This window comes from Pedobacter ginsengisoli, assembly GCF_030244015.1.
GTDB lineage: Bacteria > Bacteroidota > Bacteroidia > Sphingobacteriales > Sphingobacteriaceae > Pedobacter > Pedobacter ginsengisoli.
In genome coordinates, this window is sequence record NZ_JASSYX010000002.1 from 520,101 (window position 1) to 538,277 (window position 18,177).

The 18,177-nt window shown below is 43.6% G+C and carries 13 protein-coding genes; 7 read left to right on the top strand and 6 right to left on the bottom strand.

The genetic code is table 11. The features are described from left to right. Nucleotides 1-38 precede the first annotated feature (38 nt). The 3 genes from QEP08_RS09350 (at nt 39) to QEP08_RS09360 (ending at nt 6,591) form a co-directional block, all read left to right on the top strand. Entirely contained in the window at nt 39-3,182 is a 3,144-nt protein-coding gene (locus tag QEP08_RS09350) for a GH92 family glycosyl hydrolase (RefSeq protein ID WP_285057456.1), read from the top strand. A 152-nt stretch (nt 3,183-3,334) separates the two neighbouring features. Beyond that, nucleotides 3,335-4,270 carry an endonuclease/exonuclease/phosphatase family protein gene (locus tag QEP08_RS09355; RefSeq protein ID WP_285057457.1) on the top strand — a complete coding sequence of 312 codons (936 nt, stop codon included), beginning with the start codon at nt 3,335-3,337 and terminating at the stop codon, nt 4,268-4,270. A gap of 14 nt (nt 4,271-4,284) precedes the next feature. Then, a complete protein-coding gene (locus QEP08_RS09360; protein WP_285057458.1) occupies nt 4,285-6,591 on the top strand; it encodes a GH92 family glycosyl hydrolase in 2,307 nt (768 codons plus the stop codon). 15 nt (nt 6,592-6,606) lie between these two features. Here the strand turns inward: QEP08_RS09360 and QEP08_RS09365 are convergent, their stop codons facing one another. Further along, nucleotides 6,607-7,338: a GntR family transcriptional regulator gene (locus QEP08_RS09365; protein ID WP_285057459.1), complete on the bottom strand. Its 732-nt coding sequence runs from the start codon at nt 7,336-7,338 to the stop codon at nt 6,607-6,609. Between the two features lie 213 nt (nt 7,339-7,551). Here QEP08_RS09365 and QEP08_RS09370 point away from each other — a divergent pair, with 213 nt between their 5' ends. Together QEP08_RS09370 and QEP08_RS09375 are read left to right on the top strand one after the other, a co-directional pair. Beyond that, a complete protein-coding gene (locus QEP08_RS09370) occupies nt 7,552-9,360 on the top strand; it encodes a class I mannose-6-phosphate isomerase (protein WP_285057460.1) in 1,809 nt (602 codons plus the stop codon). Between the two features lie 30 nt (nt 9,361-9,390). Then, a complete protein-coding gene (locus QEP08_RS09375) occupies nt 9,391-10,770 on the top strand; it encodes a sugar porter family MFS transporter (protein ID WP_285057461.1) in 1,380 nt (459 codons plus the stop codon). Here the strand turns inward: QEP08_RS09375 and QEP08_RS09380 are convergent, their stop codons facing one another. Then, nucleotides 10,771-13,131 carry a GH92 family glycosyl hydrolase gene (locus QEP08_RS09380; RefSeq protein WP_285057462.1) on the bottom strand — a complete coding sequence of 787 codons (2,361 nt, stop codon included), beginning with the start codon at nt 13,129-13,131 and terminating at the stop codon, nt 10,771-10,773. Nucleotides 13,132-13,234: 103 nt separating this feature from the next. On the opposite strand from QEP08_RS09380, the gene QEP08_RS09385 reads away from it, so the two are divergent. Together QEP08_RS09385 and QEP08_RS09390 are read left to right on the top strand one after the other, a co-directional pair. After that, entirely contained in the window at nt 13,235-13,966 is a 732-nt protein-coding gene (locus tag QEP08_RS09385; protein ID WP_285057463.1) for an endonuclease, read from the top strand. Nucleotides 13,967-14,068: 102 nt separating this feature from the next. Continuing rightward, entirely contained in the window at nt 14,069-15,496 is a 1,428-nt protein-coding gene (locus tag QEP08_RS09390) for a tetratricopeptide repeat protein (RefSeq protein ID WP_285057464.1), read from the top strand. Here the strand turns inward: QEP08_RS09390 and QEP08_RS09395 are convergent. Genes QEP08_RS09395 through QEP08_RS09410 form a run of 4 tightly spaced genes read right to left on the bottom strand, consistent with a single transcriptional unit; the run spans nt 15,486 to nt 18,175 of the window. Beyond that, nucleotides 15,486-16,157 (bottom strand): lysophospholipid acyltransferase family protein, encoded by a 672-nt coding sequence (locus tag QEP08_RS09395; RefSeq protein WP_285057465.1) that lies wholly within the window; start codon nt 16,155-16,157, stop codon nt 15,486-15,488. The genes QEP08_RS09390 and QEP08_RS09395 overlap by 11 nt on opposite strands. After that, complete coding sequence (locus QEP08_RS09400) at nt 16,154-16,975, bottom strand: alpha/beta hydrolase (protein WP_285057466.1); 822 nt, start codon at nt 16,973-16,975, stop codon at nt 16,154-16,156. The genes QEP08_RS09395 and QEP08_RS09400 overlap by 4 nt, the downstream gene beginning before the upstream one ends. Next, nucleotides 16,972-17,373: a holo-ACP synthase gene (locus tag QEP08_RS09405; protein WP_285057467.1), complete on the bottom strand. Its 402-nt coding sequence runs from the start codon at nt 17,371-17,373 to the stop codon at nt 16,972-16,974. The genes QEP08_RS09400 and QEP08_RS09405 overlap by 4 nt, the downstream gene beginning before the upstream one ends. Continuing rightward, on the bottom strand, nt 17,366-18,175 hold the full coding sequence (locus QEP08_RS09410) for an enoyl-ACP reductase FabI (protein WP_285057468.1): 810 nt from the start codon (nt 18,173-18,175) through the stop codon (nt 17,366-17,368). Before QEP08_RS09410 ends, QEP08_RS09405 begins: the two co-directional genes overlap by 8 nt. Nucleotides 18,176-18,177 lie beyond the last annotated feature (2 nt).

Below are 18,177 nucleotides of genomic sequence, written 5' to 3' on the forward strand. Positions count from 1 at the left end.
AGAAATCATCCCGGATTGTTTAATAAGAATATACACACATGAATGACAAAAAAATAATGCTGACAAAAATACTCACACTGTGCCTGTTGTGCTTTGCCGGGCTACTGGCAAATGCTCAAAAGACCATTTGGAAGATCGGAAACGAGGATGACAAGGCTGATGGTATGGCACTGGCTCCATCGGGATACCAGCATTTCCTGGAACAGGATTTCGGCTGGGAAGATAAATTTTATCTGGTCGGTGTTTCTGAAGCTGATCAGAACTGGTCGTATATACTGCCGGGACCGAAAGATGGCTGGGGCGGAACTGGTGGTACGTCAGGTTTGAGGACGCACAATGCCAACATTCTGTTTGGACTGCAGAACAAGCCTTCGGTGGGCGATTGGAAGTTTGTAGTGGATCTGCTGGGATATCAGGGAGCTTTGCCGCCATTGCTAAAAATCAGTATAAATGGCAAGTCCTATGTAAAGCAATTGCCTAAACGCGATGAAGACAAAACATTTGACGGTGATCTGAAAGGTGCCCGGGAGTACAAAATAGAGATTCCGCTGTCAGCCGGGCAGTTGATAAAAGGCGGCAATGAAATTCTGATGACGATCCTGGAAGGTTCATGGCTGGTCTTTGACCAGGTAAGGCTTGAAGGACCTGATGGGACAAAACTCACCGCCGGCACGAATATATTTCTGAGAAGTGTGAAGCCGGCTGAATATCAGCTGGACGACAATGGTAAGAAGATCCAGCCGCTGCTGGTTGATGCGCAGCTCATTTCCGGTAAACCAAAACTGAGTGTGAAATTGGATGGTCGTTTTGTTTTTGATGCAAAACTGGATAGTGCGAGGTATCAGTTTGAGGTGCCTATGCCTGCTGTTTCTGTGCCAAAACAAAGTAAATATGAAATTTTCAGCGATGGGGTGTTGCTGGAAAGCGGGATGGTAAGACGTTCTCCGCAGCAGGTATTTACTCCTGCCGATTATGTGGACACCAAAATGGGAACAGCCCATTCCAGGTGGATGATCGCTCCTGGACCCTGGATGCCATTTAGTATGGTGAAACTAAGTCCTGATAACCAAAATAGTGGCTGGCAGGCCGGATACGAGCCGAGTTTTGAAAGCGTTGGCGTGTTTAGTCATATCCATGAATGGACAATGGCAGGTCTGGGTATGCTGCCTGTAAACGGTCCGTTAAAGATCCGCACCGGTGATCAGCGGAACGGAACCGATGGTTACAGGTCTCAGATCGATAAATCTACAGAGGAAGCACCTTTGGGTTATTACAAGGTCATGCTTACCGATTATAACGTTAAAGCAGAACTCACCGCTACTACGAGATGTGGTTTCCAGCGCTATACTTATCCAAAAGCAACAGATTCACGGATTATGATTGATCTGCAGATCCCTGCTGAATACAGATACCAGCTTAAAGATGTGACGCTTAAGAAGGTAAGTGATTATCGTATTGAAGGAGTAACCCGTCAGTTTACACCGGGGGCCTGGTCCGGGGATGTAAATCAGGACTACAAGGTTCACTTTGTCATCGAATTTGATCAGCCGATAAAGAAATTCGGTACCTGGTTGAACAACGATATCGGCAATAAGAATATAGTAGCGGCAGGTGAGGTTAAAGATGCAGGTGCCTATGTTGAATTTGATACCCGTGTAAATCAGGTTGTGCAGGTACGTACAGGGATCTCAATGGTGAGTATCCAGAATGCTTCGGATAACCTTCATCAGGAAGTGACAAAGCCGTATGGCTGGAGCTTTGATAAGGTACGTGACGGACAGCGCGGGGTATGGAATCAGCTGATCGGCCGTGTGGCCATTACTACAAATGACAGGCGGGAAAAGATCAGGTTCTATAGCAATATGTACCGTGCGCTGGCAAGCAGAAACATCTGGAGTGATCTGGATGGCAGCTGGGTAGATGCTTTTCAAAAAGTACAAAAACTCAAAGATCCAAATTCGCTGGCTTTGGGCTGTGATGCGTTCTGGAATACCTTCTGGAACTTGAACCAGTTCTGGAACCTGGTGACACCGGAGTGGTCATCTAAATGGGTAAAATCCCAGCTGGCCATGTACGATGCCAATGGCTGGCTGGCCAAAGGGCCGGCGGGTATGAATTATGTGCCGGTGATGGTCGCAGAGCATGAGATCCCGCTGATTGTGGGCGCCTATCAGATGGGGATCCGTGATTTTGATGCGGAAAAGGCATTTCAGGCGGTGAAAAAGATGCAGACCACGCCTTCGCAAAAAGTAGGTCTGGGCTATGCGGGCAACAGGGATCTGGCACCCTATCTTAAATATAAATATGTGCCTTATGACCTCGGCCGTTTCTCCAATACACTGGAATATTCCTACGATGACTGGACGGTGTCGCAGTTTGCCAGATCATTGGGCAAGAAAGAAGAGGAGAAAGAATTTGCACTGCGCGGCAACTATTGGAGAAATGCCGTCGATAAAGAAACCGGCTATGCGCGCCTGCGTCATTCAGATGGAAAATGGATGTCTGATTTTGATCCTTTTAAATCGGGTGCAAACGAACATTATGTAGAAGGGAATGCATGGCAGCTGACCTATTTTGTACCGCAGGATATACCTGGCCTGGCGAAGGAAATAGGTGTGGACAGATTTGTGGAGCGTTTGTCCTGGGGTTTTAACGAAAGCAATAAATTGAGATTTAACGCACCCGGGGACCAGTACTGGGATTATCCTGTGATACAGGGAAACCAGCAGTCGATGCACTTTGCTTTTCTGTTCAACTGGGTACAGAAGCCATGGCTTACCCAGCAATGGAGCCGTGCGATCATAGACAGGTATTATGGCGCAGATCTGGCAAATGCGTACCTGGGTGATGAAGATCAGGGCCAAATGAGTGCATGGTTTGTGATGGCAGCGCTGGGTCTGTTTCAAACCGACGGCGGTTGCAGTGCTGATCCGGTTTACGAGATCGCGAGTCCAATTTTTCCTGTCGTTACGATAGACCTTGGGGAACAATACGGAAGAGGAAAGTCATTCACGATCGAAGCACCAAATGTTTCAAGGGACAATAGATATGTACAGAAAGCAACCTTAAATGGTAAACCTTTAAACTCTTTTAAATTCCCGGCCAGCGAATTGCTAAAAGGCGGGAAATTGATTTTAGAGATGGGAGATAAGCCTAACACCAGTTGGGGTACGGAGTTATAAGCGTAAACTCCAGGGAGCATGTTCCGAATGCGTCCGTATAGCATGAAGCGTTAATTTAAGGCGATAGACAGGGGGAAATGGAAATTTTTACCAGATAGCTGATGAAATTTTTAGATATTCCAAATATTAAAAATTTAAAACTTATATAAATAATGATAAAGAGATTAATTTATTGCTTAATCCTGGCCGCTTTTTTTAATGTGGGAAACGTGTGTGCACAGCAGTTTACAGTTGCTTCATATAACATCCGTTATGATAATAAGTCAGATTCAATTACCGGAAACAGCTGGAAATCAAGGTGCCCCGTGATCACTAAACTCATAAGGTATAATGATTTTGAGATTTTCGGAGCACAGGAAGTACTTAATCACCAGTTAAAGGATATGTTAAAAGAAATGCCCGAATACAGCTATATAGGTGTTGGACGTGATGACGGGAAAGAAAAGGGTGAATATGCCCCGGTATTCTTTAAAAAGGAGCGGTTTAAAGTACTTAAGTCCGGCCAGTTTTGGTTATCTGCCATTACAGACAGGCCCAATAAAGGCTGGGACGCTGTTTTGCCCCGTATATGCACCTGGGGTAGGTTTCAGGACCTGAACAGTAAGCTTACATTTTGGTTTTTTAATCTGCATATGGATCATGTTGGCGTAGAAGCACGAAAAAACAGTGCTACCCTGGCCCTCAATAAGATTAAAGAAATGTGTAAAGGCGAACCCGTTATTCTTACCGGTGATTTTAATGTAGATCAGACACATGAGAACTATCAGATTTTGAACGGTTCAGGGATTGTAAAAGATGCTTATGAGACTTCAAATATACGGTATGCAGTAAATGGCACCATTAATAACTTTAATCCGAATTTAAAGACCGATAGCCGTATAGATCATATTTTTGTTAGTAATAACCTGCAGGTTGAAAGATATGGAATATTAACGGACACCTATCGTTCTGAAGTTAATGAAAGTAAAATCATAAAATCCGGAAATTTCCCAAAAGAAATATCTTTGCATGAATATCAAGCCAGGATACCTTCAGATCATTTTCCTGTAAAAGTAGTGGTAAAGTATGTTCGTGCTGTTAAGCGATAAATAAACAAATCACTATGAATTTAAATACCTTTCTTAAGAGCACCACATTTGTATTTTTTTTAGCTTCCTGTGCAGTGCTTGCTTCAGGGCAAAGCAAAAGAACTCCTGTTGATTATATCAATACGCTTATTGGATCTTTATCCAGTCGCGAATTATCTGCAGGAAACACTTATCCTGCTATTGCAAGACCATGGGGAATGAATTTCTGGGTTCCGCAAACAGGAAAGATGGGCGATGGCTGGGTTTATACTTATACTGCTAATAAGATAAGGGGATTTAAGCAGACCCATCAACCAAGTCCATGGATGAATGATTATGGTCAGTTTTCTATTATGCCCACTACGGATACTCCCGCTTTTGATGAAGAAAAACGTGCGAGTTGGTTCTCACATAAATCGGAAATAGCCCAGCCTCATTATTACAGGGTCTATCTAGCCGATTCTGATGTAGAAACAGAAATCACCCCTACTGCAAGGGCTGCTATGTTTCGCTTTACTTTTCCTAAGTCAAGAAAAGCTTATGTAACAATTGATGCTTTTGATAAAGGTTCTTATATCAAGATCATTCCGGCACAAAACAAGATCATAGGTTATACCACTAAAAATAGTGGTGGCGTACCTGATAATTTTAAAAATTATTTTGTAATGATTTTCGATCGGCCTTTTGTTTATAAAGCAACGGTAGCGGATGCTAAAATTACTGAAAATGAATTAGAGATGACATCTGACCATACTGGCGCTATTGTCGGCTTTGACGATAAAAATGGTCAAAAGATACATGCAAGAGTGGCTTCTTCCTTTATTAGTTTTGAACAGGCCGAGCTCAACCTAAAGGAACTTGGGACAGATGGCTTTGATGAGATCGTAAAAAAGGGAAAAGATATCTGGAATGGGGTTCTTGGTAAGATTGAGGTTGAGGATGATGATGCCGATAAGCTCAAGATTTTTTACTCCTGTCTTTACCGTTCTGTGCTATTTCCCCGTAGTTTCTTTGAAATAAACTCCCGGAATGAAATTATACATTATAGTCCGTATAACGGCAAAGTGCTTCCTGGATATATGTTCACCGATACTGGATTTTGGGATACTTTTCGGGGGTTGTTTCCTTTTCTTAATCTGATGTATCCTACTATGAATGTTAAAATGCAGGAAGGCCTGGTTAATGCTTATAAAGAAAGTGGCTTCCTTCCTGAATGGGCCAGTCCCGGGCACAGAAGTATTATGGTGGGAAACAACTCTGCGTCGGTTGTAGCTGATGCTTATATTAAAGGTTTGCGAGGTTATGATATTGAAACACTTTGGGAAGCAGTAAAACATGGGGCAAATCATGTTCATCCTAAGGTTCCTGCATCAGGGCGCACCGGTTATCAGGAATATAATCAATACGGGTACGTACCTAACAATGTAAATATAACTCAAAATGTAGCCCGTACCTTGGAGTATGCTTATGACGACTGGGCTATATATCAGCTGGGGAAAGCTTTGAACCGTCCAAAAAAGGAAATAGAAATCTACGCGAAAAGAGCATTGAATTATAAAAATCTGTTTGATCCCAAATTCAACTTAATGCGCGGAAGGCAATCTGAGGGCAAATTTCCTGAATATTTTAAACCTACAGACTGGAGCAAGGATTTTACGGAAGGAAATAGCTGGCACTACAGCTGGTCGGTATTTCATGATCCGCAGGGATTAATCAATTTGATGGGGGGTAAAAGCCAATTTAATACCATGCTCGATTCTGTTTTCATTATGCCTGGATCACTTGGGATGGACAGTCGCCGGGTAATTCATGAAATGCGTGAAATGCAGGTTATGAATATGGGCCAGTATGCGCATGGCAATCAGCCTATTCAGCATATGGTCTATCTTTACAATTATTCTGCTGAGCCCTGGAAAGCACAATATTGGGCGAGGGAAATAATGGATAAATTGTATTCATTTGGTCCGGATGGCTATTGCGGAGATGAAGACAATGGCCAAACCTCAGCCTGGTACGTATTTTCAGCGTTAGGATTTTATACTGTATGTCCTGGAACTGACCAATATGTCATTGGTTCTCCTTTATTTAAAAGGGTTAGATTAAATCTGGAAAATGGAAAACAGCTGATTATCAATGCCGATAATAACAATGAGAAAAACCGTTACATAAATTCATTGAAATTGAATGGTAAGAACTACAGTAAAAATTACCTTATACATAAGGCGATCAATGACGGCGGTACTTTAGATTTTGAAATGTCTGCCGAACCGAACAAAACCAGAGGTGTTGATGAAACAGATGCCCCATATTCTTTTAGTACTGGGCTTAAGACGTTAAATTAAGGTAAAAGTTTGCACCTAACTGCGCCTGCTTTCTACACTATAGACAAAACTGTCGGCTTTGTAATAGCCCAAGTTATATTCGACAGGCCGTTCGGCCTGATCGTATACAAAGCGTTTGCGGAACAAGATGGGGCTTCCTGGTTCGGTCTCCAGTTTCGCGGCTATGAATTTATCCGCACCTTTAGCACTGATCTCTTCTTTGGAAAGTTCTGTAATGATGTTGTGGTCCTTTTCCAGGATATCGTAAAGCGGTCTCTTGAAATCTTCTTCGCCGGTTAGGCCTGTTCGCGGGTGAAAATAGGAGACGAAGTATACAAAAGGACCTTCAGGCCTGCCCCTGAGACGTTCCAGTTTTAAAATCTTCTGATCGGTTTTGATATTAAAGAAATTGGCAATGACCTCTTCGGGATAGATCCAGCTCACATGGAGCTCAAAGTTCCTGATGGGAATACCTCTTGCTTTCATCTCCTGGGAGAAACTCAGCCAGTTGACAGATTTAGAACTGATCATTGCATCAGCTACCTTAGTACCTACCCCTTTTTTCCTGATCAGCAGTCCCTCGTAAACGAGTTTGTTTAAGGCCTGACGCAATGTGGTACGGGATATGGCCAGCTGATTGGCCAGATCAACTTCATTGGGCAGCAGTTTTCCGTTCTGAAACTGCGGGTCTTTAATCATTTTACGAAGTAGCTCCTCAGCCTGAATGTGAAGCGGTATGGGACTTTTATGATTAAGCGCGATTTTCATCTGTTTATGATTGTTTTTATTTGTGATGAAGTTATCATGATCTCAAATCATTTCTTATGGTGTTGTTTTGAAGATCATGAGGGTTTCACGGTGATAAAAATACACTTAATACTTGCAATATTATGAAAATATCTTTGCAAAAGGTGATTAAAACATTATGTTTGTACATATGTATGAATTGTAGTTACATACATCTAAAAATAACAGTATCAAATGAGCAAAACCAACAATACTATTAGTGCCGGGAAATGGAGAGAAAGTACGCAGCCCCTATTAAATAAACAGGTTTCAACTCTGACTACGAGTGGAGCTTTTTATAACCACACACCTTTTCATGCTTTGGGAAATGACAAGATCTTTAACGGTTATGGAAGTCTCGCCGATTGGATCATTGAGCAGAAAACAGTTTTAATTGATGGGTATGGTGGGGTATTTTATGAAGAGGTTCAACAATTTATTCAGCAGGAGCTGACAAAAAAAGGTTATTCGGCAAACTGGCAGGCTACAGCTGACCACTTTAACCCGGAAGAGGAGATCGACGCCATGGTTGGGCCGTTTACGGGCGAGGAAACGGATGTATGGGGAACTAAGACCAGTTTGGCGCTTAGGGATTTTTTTAATGAAGATTTTTTTACAATAGCAGCAGATCCATCATACGAGATTAATATTATCATCGGTATTGGTGCAGGGCTCCTGCAATGGGATGCGCCTGTAGTGTACCTGGACATTCCTAAAAATGAGATCCAGTACCGGATGCGGGCTGAATCGATTACAAATATCGGTAAAATGAGCAGCGAAAGTACCTTTTTGATGTACAAACGCTTTTATTTTGTGGATTGGGTAGTGCTGGACAATCATCGTAACCAGTTGCTGGACAGGATCGCCATTTTAGGAGACGGACAACAGTTTGACGACCTCAACTGGATGTTTAAAAAGGATCTTGTCGATGGCCTGAAACAAATGGGGCGTACGGTATTTCGTGCGCGGCCGTGGTTTGAAAAAGGCTCCTGGGGCGGACAGTGGATGAAGGAACACATTGGTGGGCTGAACAATAACGAGGTAAATTATGCCTGGTCTTTTGAGTTGATTACTCCTGAAAATGGATTGTTGTTTGAAAGCAATTGCCTGCTGCTGGAAGTATCTTTTGATTTCCTGATGTTGTATGCCTATAAAGATGTGCTTGGCAAACATGCGGAATTGTTTGGTAAGTATTTCCCGATCCGCTTTGATTTTCTGGACACCTTTGATGGCGGGAACCTTTCTATACAGTGTCATCCTTCTAAAAAATACATCTCGGACAATTTTGGAGAAACCATTACCCAGGATGAAACTTATTACATTTTAGATTGCGCACCGGGTGCAAGGGTTTATCTTGGTTTCCAGGAAGACATTGATCCTGCAGCCTTCAGGGCTGCGCTTGAACACAGCCAGGATAAGAAAGAGAAGCTGGAAGTGGAGAAATATGTGCAGAGTTTCCCTTCACATAAGCACGATCTTTTTTTGATCCCGAATGGTACGGTCCACAGTTCGGGGATCAACAACATGGTGCTTGAAATCAGTGCTACCCCGTATATTTTTACGTTTAAAATGTATGACTGGCTTTCATTGGACCTCAATGGAAACCCGAGGCCGATCAATATTGATCATGCCTTTAACAACCTTCGGTTTGAACGTAAAGGGGATGTGGTGACACGTGAACACATTTCCCGTCCGGTGAGCATGGATAGGGGGACAGACTGGGAGCTGGTCCACCTGCCAACCCATAAGGACCATTTTTATGATATCCATAGGATAGAATTTGATTCGGAAGTGCTGGTAGACACCAATGAATCTTGTCATGTTTTGATGCTGGTGGAGGGGACGTCGGTTGCTATTGAGATTGACGGGCAGCTGGCCGGTCATTTTGCATATGCAGAAACTTTTATTGTTCCTGCTGCTGCAAAAAGGTATAAACTGATCAATAAAGGTCCCTATAGGGCCAAAGCAATCAAGTCTTTCCTTAAGGATCAAATCAATTTATAACAATCGAACCAATTTATAAACCACTATATAATGAACAATTCTTATAAATTTTATCTGGGTTTAATTACCGTGGTCGCATCTCTCGGAGGGCTGCTGTTCGGTTTTGATATGGCTGTGATATCCGGTGTGCTGCCCTTTGTAGAAAAGCAATTCAGCCTGACACCTGTACAGGAAGGCTGGTTCGTTTCTTCAGCTTTGGTAGGTTGTATCGGGGGGGTGGCTTTTTCCGGTGACCTGAGCGACAGGCTGGGCCGCAGAAAACTATTGTTTCTTTCTGCTGCACTGTTTCTGATCTCTGCAGTGGGCTGTGCATTGGTACATTCGCTCAACCTGCTCATCATTGCGCGCCTGACCGGTGGTATAGGTGTGGGTATTGCATCCATCGTGGTGCCCTTGTATCTTTCAGAGATCTCCCCTGCAAATATCAGGGGCAGGCTTGTGACTTGTTATCAGCTGGCTATTACGGTCGGCATATTATTGGCGTATGTGAGCAATTCGTTACTGTTGAATTATTCTGAACATCATGTTGCTTCTGCGGCACCGCAATTATTTGACCTGATCTATGTAAGTGAAGTGTGGCGGGGAATGTTCAGCATCGGTACGATACTGGCGCTGTTGTTCCTGACCGGTTTGTTTTTTGTTCCGGAAAGTCCAAGGTGGCTGATCAGGAAAGGTTTCACGACAAAGGGACTGGACATTCTTAGAAAGATTAACAATGGAAATGTGGAAGGGGTGGATACTGAACAGGAAGATAGCAATGACATGGGTTCTTACAGAGAATTGTTTACACCGCGACTTCGTAAAGCTTTGCTGCTGGGTATATTGTTGCCTTTGTTCTCGCAGCTGAGCGGGATCAATGCGATTATTTATTATGGTCCTTCTATTCTGAATGATTCAGGCATTGCACTGAGCAATTCCTTTTTAGGACAGATTATATTTGGCGCAGCCAATCTTATTTTTACATTTATTGCGATATGGAAGGTCGACCAGTGGGGCAGAAGACCGCTTTACATCACTGGTACAATTGGCGCGACCATTAGCCTGGTGGTTACTGGCATCTTATTCTACCTGGGACTGACCAGCAGTATTTTGCTGATTGTGAGTGTAACCCTATTCCTGGCCTGTTTTGCTTTTTCTATTGGTCCGCTGAAATTTGTAGTGGCTTCAGAGATTTTTCCTACAAAGATCCGCGGTAAGGCAATGGGGATCAGCATCATGGTCATGTGGGTAGCCGATACGATCATGGGGCAGATCACCCCGGTATTATTGCGTGAAGTGGGTACGGCGGCTACCTTTTGGGTGTTTGCCTTTTTCTGTTTCGTTGCGTTTCTTACGGTTTACAAACTTTTACCCGAGACCAAAGGCAAATCTCTCGAAGAGATTGAATCATTCTGGGAAGAAAAGAAATAATTATTGAACAGAAGAGGGAGGGTTCGCTACTCCCCATTTTGTATTTGGCTGCTTGCCCATTATAAATTCCAGGTGCCCGCCTTTCATCAGTTCATCCCGGTACATCCAGCAGTTGTCCAGATTTTTTCCATTAAAAGTTGCTGACTGGACATAAACATGCTCTGCGGAATTGTTCCGTGTCGTAATCAGCAATTGTTTTCCGTCTCCAAGCCTTATCCTGGCAACAGGAAACAACGGGCTGCCGAACTGGATGATGGGTCTCAGGTCCGTTAAACCTTTTACGTCAAACAGTCCTAATGCGGCCATGACGTACCAGGAACCCAGCTGGCCCTGGTCTTCATCTTGTCCGTAGCCATACCCGTGGATATTGTCTGTACCGTAGAATTCTTTACAAATTGCACGTGTCCATTTTTGCGTGAGCCAGGGCTTGCCCGAGAAATTGAACAGCCAGCTCACATGAAGGTTTGGCTGGTTGCCATGGTTGTAATTGGATTTGATCCCAGAAAAGGCATCAATGGTTTTTCCACCGCCAAAGCCGTTTTTTTGCGCTGTTTGGAAAACACTGTTTAAGACAGTGTTGAATTTGTCCGGACCGATAGCTTCGATCAGTCCGTGCGGATTTTGAGGGACATAAAAACTGTACTGCACTGCATTGCCCTCCTGGAATCCTCTCCATGGCTGGAAAGGATCAAATTTATCTATAAAAGAACCGTCTGCTTTTTTTGGCTGGATGAGCTTGCTCTGCGGGTTCAGCAACAATCTCCATCCATTTGACCTTCGAATAAAGGTGTTGTAGTCGGCGGTTTTTCCAAGTGATTTTGCCATTTGGGCCAGTGCGAAGGCGCTGTAGCTGTACTCCATAGTGTGTGACGCTGAGAACCGGGAGCCGGCAGAGTCGGTTTTATCAGCTTCAAGAAATGGAACGTAGCCGTGTTGTATAAAAGACTTAACATCCATTTTGCCAGATCCTTCAGGCCTGTTCTGCCAGCTTTCTTCATTTTCCTTAATGGCTTTGTAGGCGAGATCTATATCATAATCACGGATGCCGGAATTGAAGGCGCCTGCAATCGCAAGCCCAACGAAGTTTGTTCCCACACCAGAGGTAAACTGGCCATTGGAGACACCGTCGGCAAACCAGCCCCTGTTTTTGTAGACTTCCAGCTGGGTCTGCACATAGTCTCTGTAGCGTTCCGGATAGGACAGGGCCCAGAGCTGTGTAAGGTTCCAGAATGCACCCCAAATGGCATCTGTATTGTAATAGTTATAACTGAGTTTTCTTTGCTTATTGAGCGGCAGATGACCTATGGAATCAGTTCCGAATTTTGGGAAATCGCCGTTGACATCATTCGCTATACCTCTGCCAAGCAATGCATGATACAGACCTGTATAAAACTTAACTTTGTCGTTTTGATTGGTTCCGGTCACCTCTAATTTGCCCAGTTCCTTCCGCCAGATCTGCTGTGCTCTTTCTTTTGCTTTATCGAATGTAAGTTTACCGGCTTCAGTAACCAAGTTTGCCTTCGCATTTTCTGCTGATGTATACGACAAACCGATCTTAAGCTCTATGGCCTCTTTGTCTTCGGTTTTATATTCGAGGAATAGCCCTGCACCTACTCCGTTAGCACTACTGCTGTTTTGCTGAATGCCCTTGTGGTTAAATGAACCCGTACTATTGGGCTTTTTACTAAGCTCCCCAAAGAAGTACATGGAGATCTTACCTTCAGGATCGTATTTTTTGATGTATTTCGGATAAGTGGTTACCCAGCCTTCGAAATGTATATCGTCAAGCATTTTTACGGAAGCGTCGCAAACAACATCACTTTCTCCTTGTTTGTTCCCGATGTCCAGGATGATTCTGGACTGCTCATTTTTCGGGAAAGTGTATCTGTGGAAACCTGTCCGCTCAGTAGCGGTAAGTTCGGCGGTGATTTGATAGTCGTCCAGCAGTACTTTGTAGTAACCCGGCTGTGCCAGTTCATTTTTACGGTTAAATGCAGATCGATAACCTTCTCCGGGGCCGTCGAGTTTGCCCGGTTTAACTTTAAGCTTCCCTGTGGCAGGCATTACGGACACGCCTCCGATCTGCCATTCATGGAAATGAACGAAGCCTTCTATAGAGGTATGCCTCGTATCGTAACCCACGGCCTCCCAGCCTGAAGGATTGCCATAATGTCCGTTAGTAGACGGCGCAAGTTTGGCCATGCCATGTGGCAATGCGGCAGGGGTATAGAAGAACCAGCGACTGTGGGCTGCGCCAATGTTCGGATCAACATATTTCAAAACATTCTCCCGGGGTACGCCGCAGGAAATGCAGATCATGATCAGCGCCAGGAGTAAATACCGCAATGAATGTGTGTACATTGTTAGTTGTGTTTTTATAGATTGTATGTACAAACATATTAATATTATTCCTTAATTTATGAAAAACTTTTAATCCTTACAGCTGTTTCCTAATAAATTCAAAATGCCTGAAGGACCATCAATCGTTATTCTGAAAGAAAAGGTCAGTTACCTTAAGCATAAGATTGTAGCCGGGGCTTCCGGATATGCAGATCTTGATATGGGAGCGATCGCGCACAGGAAAATCACCGATTTTAAATCCTGGGGCAAGCATTTTTTAATTTGCTTTTCTGACTTTACGGTCAAGATACATTTTGGTCTTTTTGGCAGTTACCAGTTACATGAGCCCAAAAAAGTAAACCCTAAAATAGCATTGCATTTTAATGATGATGACCTGTATTTTTATGTGTGCTCGGTGAAACGGCTGGAGCAGCCGCTTGACGAAATTTACGATTGGGAAGCAGATGTGATGGGAGATCACTGGAAACCGGCTAAGGCCTTAGAAAAACTGGGTTCACGCGGAGACAGGCAAATAGCTGATGTCCTGCTGGATCAGAATATTTTTAGCGGGGTAGGCAATATTATCAAAAACGAAGTGTTATACAGGTGTAAAGTACATCCGGAGAGCCTGGTCGGTAAAATACCCAAAGCAAAGCTTAAAGCCATTGTAAAGGAATGCAGGAACTATAGTTTTGATTTCCTCAAATGGAAAAGGAACAATGAGCTGGCCAGACATTTTGAAGTTTATGAGCAAAAGAAAAATAAGGGTTCGGGTAAGGAGGTGCATCGTAAAGCGACCGGAAAATTGAAGCGCAACAGCTACTTTATCGAACCTGTACAGAAATTATACAATTAATTTTTACTTACTTTGAATGCGTTAAAAATCACCTTTACGAAAATCCGCATGCCTTTTAAATATCTTTTACCTGCTGTATTACTTGTATTTTTTCATCATTCAGTGAAAGCTAATTTTGTGTTCGATCCCAACTCGGCGGCGGCATACAAAGCAATATTTGACCTGCGGCTGAATGATGCCAGAAGGTACATTGCAGAAGAAAAGAGTAAATATCCGCAAAATGGGATTGCGATTCTGCTGGAGAACTACGTGGATTATTTTCAGCTGCTGACTTCAGACAGTAAAGCAGATTATGATAAGTTTAAGACGCGCAGATCAGAAAGGATAGATGCCCTGGAAGAAAATGACGAGAATTCGCCTTATTATTTGTTTGCCCAGGCAGAAGTATACCTGCAATGGGGCCTGATCAAAGCAAAATTCGGAGACTATACTTCTTCAACCCTGGATCTGAGGAAAGCTCAGGGCCTGCTGAAAAAGAACAATGAGAAATTCAGGGATTTTCTTCCGAACCAAAAAAGCCTGGCATTGATAGAAGTAGTTTTTGGCGCAATTCCCTCAAATCTGAAAGGAATAGCAGACTTTATAGGTGTCCGGGGCAACATTTCAAAGGGTGTGCGGCAGCTGGAAGCATTTAAATCAAATATCGCCGGAACAAAGTATAACTTCTATGATGACGAAGCGATCTTTTTGTTGTGTTTTATGGATATTGACCTCCTGCATAACCGGGGCAATTACACCAAACTAAATTCTTATCTGAGTGAGATGAGCGACAAGAGTATGCTCAAAACTTATCTGCAGGGCTATGTGGCCTTTAAGACCGGGCATAATGATACTGCGATCACTTATTTTGAAAATATTTCTGAGTCAAACCAGTATACACCTATGCCCACTGTCCAGTATTTGCTGGGCAATGCCAAGTTGTGCCGTATGGATAGTGATGCACATGTTTATCTGACAAATTACCTGAAAAGCTACCGGGGGACAAATTACATCAAGGATACTTATCTGAAACTGGCTTATCATTATCTGTTAAAAGGTGATATGCTGGGATATTCAAATTATTTAAAGCTGGTGCGCTCTAAAGGTTATGCTATTGACGAAAAAGATAAGCAGGCGCTGAAGGAAGCCAATGATGCAAAGCCTGACACGGATCTTTTAAGAGCAAGGTTTTATTTTGACGGAGGCTATTATCCTAAGGCGCTCGCGCAGCTCCAAAACAAGCGTCAGAATGAGCTAAAGCTGCTGCGTGATCAGATAGAGCTCTATTACAGGCTGGGAAGGATCTATGACCGCATGAATTCTTTTAACGAGGCCATAACCAATTATCAGAAGGCCATAAATCTGGGCAGAAATGAAGCCTTTTATTATGCTGCCAATTCGGCACTATTTTCAGGAATGTTGTACGAGCACAAAAAAGACCATGCAAAAGCCGCAGCCTACTACAACATGACCCTGAAGATGAAAGGTCATGAGTATCAAAATAGTATTGATACTCAGGCAAAGGAAGGGCTGAGCAGAATTAAGCAATAGGTTGTTGTGAAGCAGTTTCTTCTGTGAACCGGATATTTTTTTTCATGGCATTGTAGTGATGCAGGTTTACTTTTTTTTGCAATGCTTCAAAATCAAATTCACTGTTGCTACCACAGTCCAGCATATTGAAATGGATAGACGGCTTTGTACTTTCAAAGTATTCGATCAGGTTACTGCTCCAGATGAGCTGACATTTGCCCTGGATTTGCGGGACGATCTGCCTGAGGCCGTCCTCGAACTGGATATGTCTGATATGGATGCTTTCCAGGTTTCCCTGCGGATAAAAAAGCAGGACATTTCCGGGAGTGGACAATACTTCGGCTGCATACTCAAAGCTTTGTTTAATGGAGCGTTTCCGGGGCTCAACAGAGAAACAACCGCAGTACTTGAGCCATTTATTTTTTTGCATCTGTTTTTTCAATACCATGATGTACAAACTCTTCATCGCGTCTTTCTTTTTCAGGGCTTTGTTGCAAAGGTAATAGGCAAGGAACCCGTCGAGAAAGCTGAAATGGTTGCACATCAGCAGGTAGGAGTGATCAGGTTTAATGGCGATGCCCTTAATGACAATTTTGTTGAAACGTCTTTTGAGCAGCCAGCCGATCAGAATGGCACCGCACCAGAAAAAGAAGGGGCTGAGTGGTCTTGCTTTGATCATCATAGGAGAGATTGGGCTAGTCTGTTTACAAAATTAAGGTTGATCATTTCGTGGTTTTCGTCGAGTATGATCACTTCATCCGGTTTGAATTTGGAAAAGAATTTCTTTCCGATTCGAGGCAGATACATTTTGTCGTATCGCCCAAATATAAATATACTTTTGATCTTATATAAATTGAGCAGCCTGATGAGTTTGTCTTCATTTGTTTCCAGCAGGCGCAGATAGGTAAAAGACGCATATAAGGCAAACCTTAGTTCAGAGGTTCCTACTTCTTTTTGTAAAATATCCCGGCCGGTAGCGTCTATGAATCTGGACCATTTAAAGAAATTGATGATCCTGCTCATTGCTTTTTCGCTGAGCATCAGCTTTTCAAGAATCTTGTTGCCGGCTTTGTTTTTGCCAAAGAATCGCGTCAGCATACCGGGATTAATGGAGGATGGTGCAGCAATAATATATTCTCTCACCATGGCAGGCAGCTCTTCGACAACAGCTGTTGCATAGTGGGAACCCATAGAATATCCTATCACTGAAAAAGCGCTGATCTGTTCATGTTTGCAAAAAGCGAGGATCATTGCTGCAAGTTCAGCTTTTTGCACCCCCTTTTTTACGGTCGCGAGAGTCTGATCTTTTAACCGGGTTTCTTTATGAAAAAAAAGGTCAAATCCCCAGAAAGTGTATTGATGTCCCAGGCTGGCTTCCAGCAGCTTAAACTGTTTTCCATGCATTCCAAATCCGTGAAAGCACAACATGTGTCTCGGTCCGCTGCCAAATTTATAGTAATGGAGCTTTACAAACTGGTCTTCAAAGTAGTGTTCTGTCATTTCAGTTCAGCAATAGCTATCGCCCAGGCATAATCACCATCGTGTGACAGCGTTAAACTGACCCGGAAAGGATTTGCGGGACTATGGTGAAACACGACGCGGGGACGGCCGCCGGTCTTTTCCCTGATGATCTCGATTTTTAACCAGGACAAGGCCGAGGGATCGATCTGTTTGATGGCTTTATATACTGCTTCTTTTGCGGCCCAGGTAGAGGCATACCGGAGCAATGAATCATCAAACCGGTCACAGTAAGTGATTTCTGCTGCGGTATAGACTTTGCTCTTGAACAGCGGAGTCAGCGAATGTTTAAAATCAGGGACAAACACCAGGTCATTGCCTACGGCAAAATTCTGATCTGCGGTCAATCCTTCAACTGATTTCAACAGTTTGCTATTCATCGATTGCCACCCCCATGATGTTAAAACCCCCGTCGACGAAATGGATGTTGCCGGTTATCTTTTTAGAAAGGTCTGAAAAGTAATACAGGGCAGCGTTACCCACATCCCCGGCATCAATATTGCCGAGGGGTGCGGTTACTTTTCCCAGCTTCCGAAGTTTGCGTACACCATTAATCCCGCCTGCCGAGGTCGTCATCACCAGGCCTGCCGATAGCGCGTTTACTCTTATTTTCTTATCCCGGAAATGACTGGCCAGGTATAATACCATGTTTTCCAGCGCCGCCTTATTGATTGACATGCCTGCATATCCAGGGAATACCCGCTGGGAAGCATTATAGGTCAGTGTCAATATGGAAGCATTAGCTGCAAGGAAAGGTTCAGCAACTCTCGCGATCCTAAGCAATGAATAGGCGCTAATGTTGAAGGAATCCATGAAATCTTCGAAGGGAATGTTCAGGTAGCTCGGAGCGGGGATGTCACTGCCAGGAAGACTGTAACACATGACCTGCTGGCTGCCAAATGCTACCCCATGCAGGACATAATCGATCGGGCCAAGTTCTGCGTAAATATGCTGCATAAATGCGGTGATCTGCCCCTCGTCTCTGACATCAACATGCATAGCGAATTTTTGAGGGATACCCAGCTCGTCCAGCAGGTGCAAGACGTTTAATTTGGTATCCTCTACATAGCTTAACGCAACCCTGCATCCGGACTGGTGGAGTTTGACTGCAACATCATAAGCGATGGAACTGTCATTTCTGACCCCGAAGATAACGGCGACTTTATTTTTATTGTCAATCATTT

What these genes read in the sequence shown, in the direction of transcription:
- QEP08_RS09350 (WP_285057456.1), top strand. Translation starts at nt 39, where the DNA reads ATGAATGACAAAAAAATAATGCTGACAAAAATACTCACACTGTGCCTG.
- QEP08_RS09355 (WP_285057457.1), top strand. Translation starts at nt 3,335, where the DNA reads ATGATAAAGAGATTAATTTATTGCTTAATCCTGGCCGCTTTTTTTAAT.
- QEP08_RS09360 (WP_285057458.1), top strand. Translation starts at nt 4,285, where the DNA reads ATGAATTTAAATACCTTTCTTAAGAGCACCACATTTGTATTTTTTTTA.
- QEP08_RS09365 (WP_285057459.1), bottom strand. Translation starts at nt 7,338, where the DNA reads ATGAAAATCGCGCTTAATCATAAAAGTCCCATACCGCTTCACATTCAG.
- QEP08_RS09370 (WP_285057460.1), top strand. Translation starts at nt 7,552, where the DNA reads ATGAGCAAAACCAACAATACTATTAGTGCCGGGAAATGGAGAGAAAGT.
- QEP08_RS09375 (WP_285057461.1), top strand. Translation starts at nt 9,391, where the DNA reads ATGAACAATTCTTATAAATTTTATCTGGGTTTAATTACCGTGGTCGCA.
- QEP08_RS09380 (WP_285057462.1), bottom strand. Translation starts at nt 13,131, where the DNA reads ATGTACACACATTCATTGCGGTATTTACTCCTGGCGCTGATCATGATC.
- QEP08_RS09385 (WP_285057463.1), top strand. Translation starts at nt 13,235, where the DNA reads ATGCCTGAAGGACCATCAATCGTTATTCTGAAAGAAAAGGTCAGTTAC.
- QEP08_RS09395 (WP_285057465.1), bottom strand. Translation starts at nt 16,157, where the DNA reads ATGATGATCAAAGCAAGACCACTCAGCCCCTTCTTTTTCTGGTGCGGT.
- QEP08_RS09400 (WP_285057466.1), bottom strand. Translation starts at nt 16,975, where the DNA reads ATGACAGAACACTACTTTGAAGACCAGTTTGTAAAGCTCCATTACTAT.
- QEP08_RS09405 (WP_285057467.1), bottom strand. Translation starts at nt 17,373, where the DNA reads ATGAATAGCAAACTGTTGAAATCAGTTGAAGGATTGACCGCAGATCAG.
- QEP08_RS09410 (WP_285057468.1), bottom strand. Translation starts at nt 18,175, where the DNA reads ATGATTGACAATAAAAATAAAGTCGCCGTTATCTTCGGGGTCAGAAAT.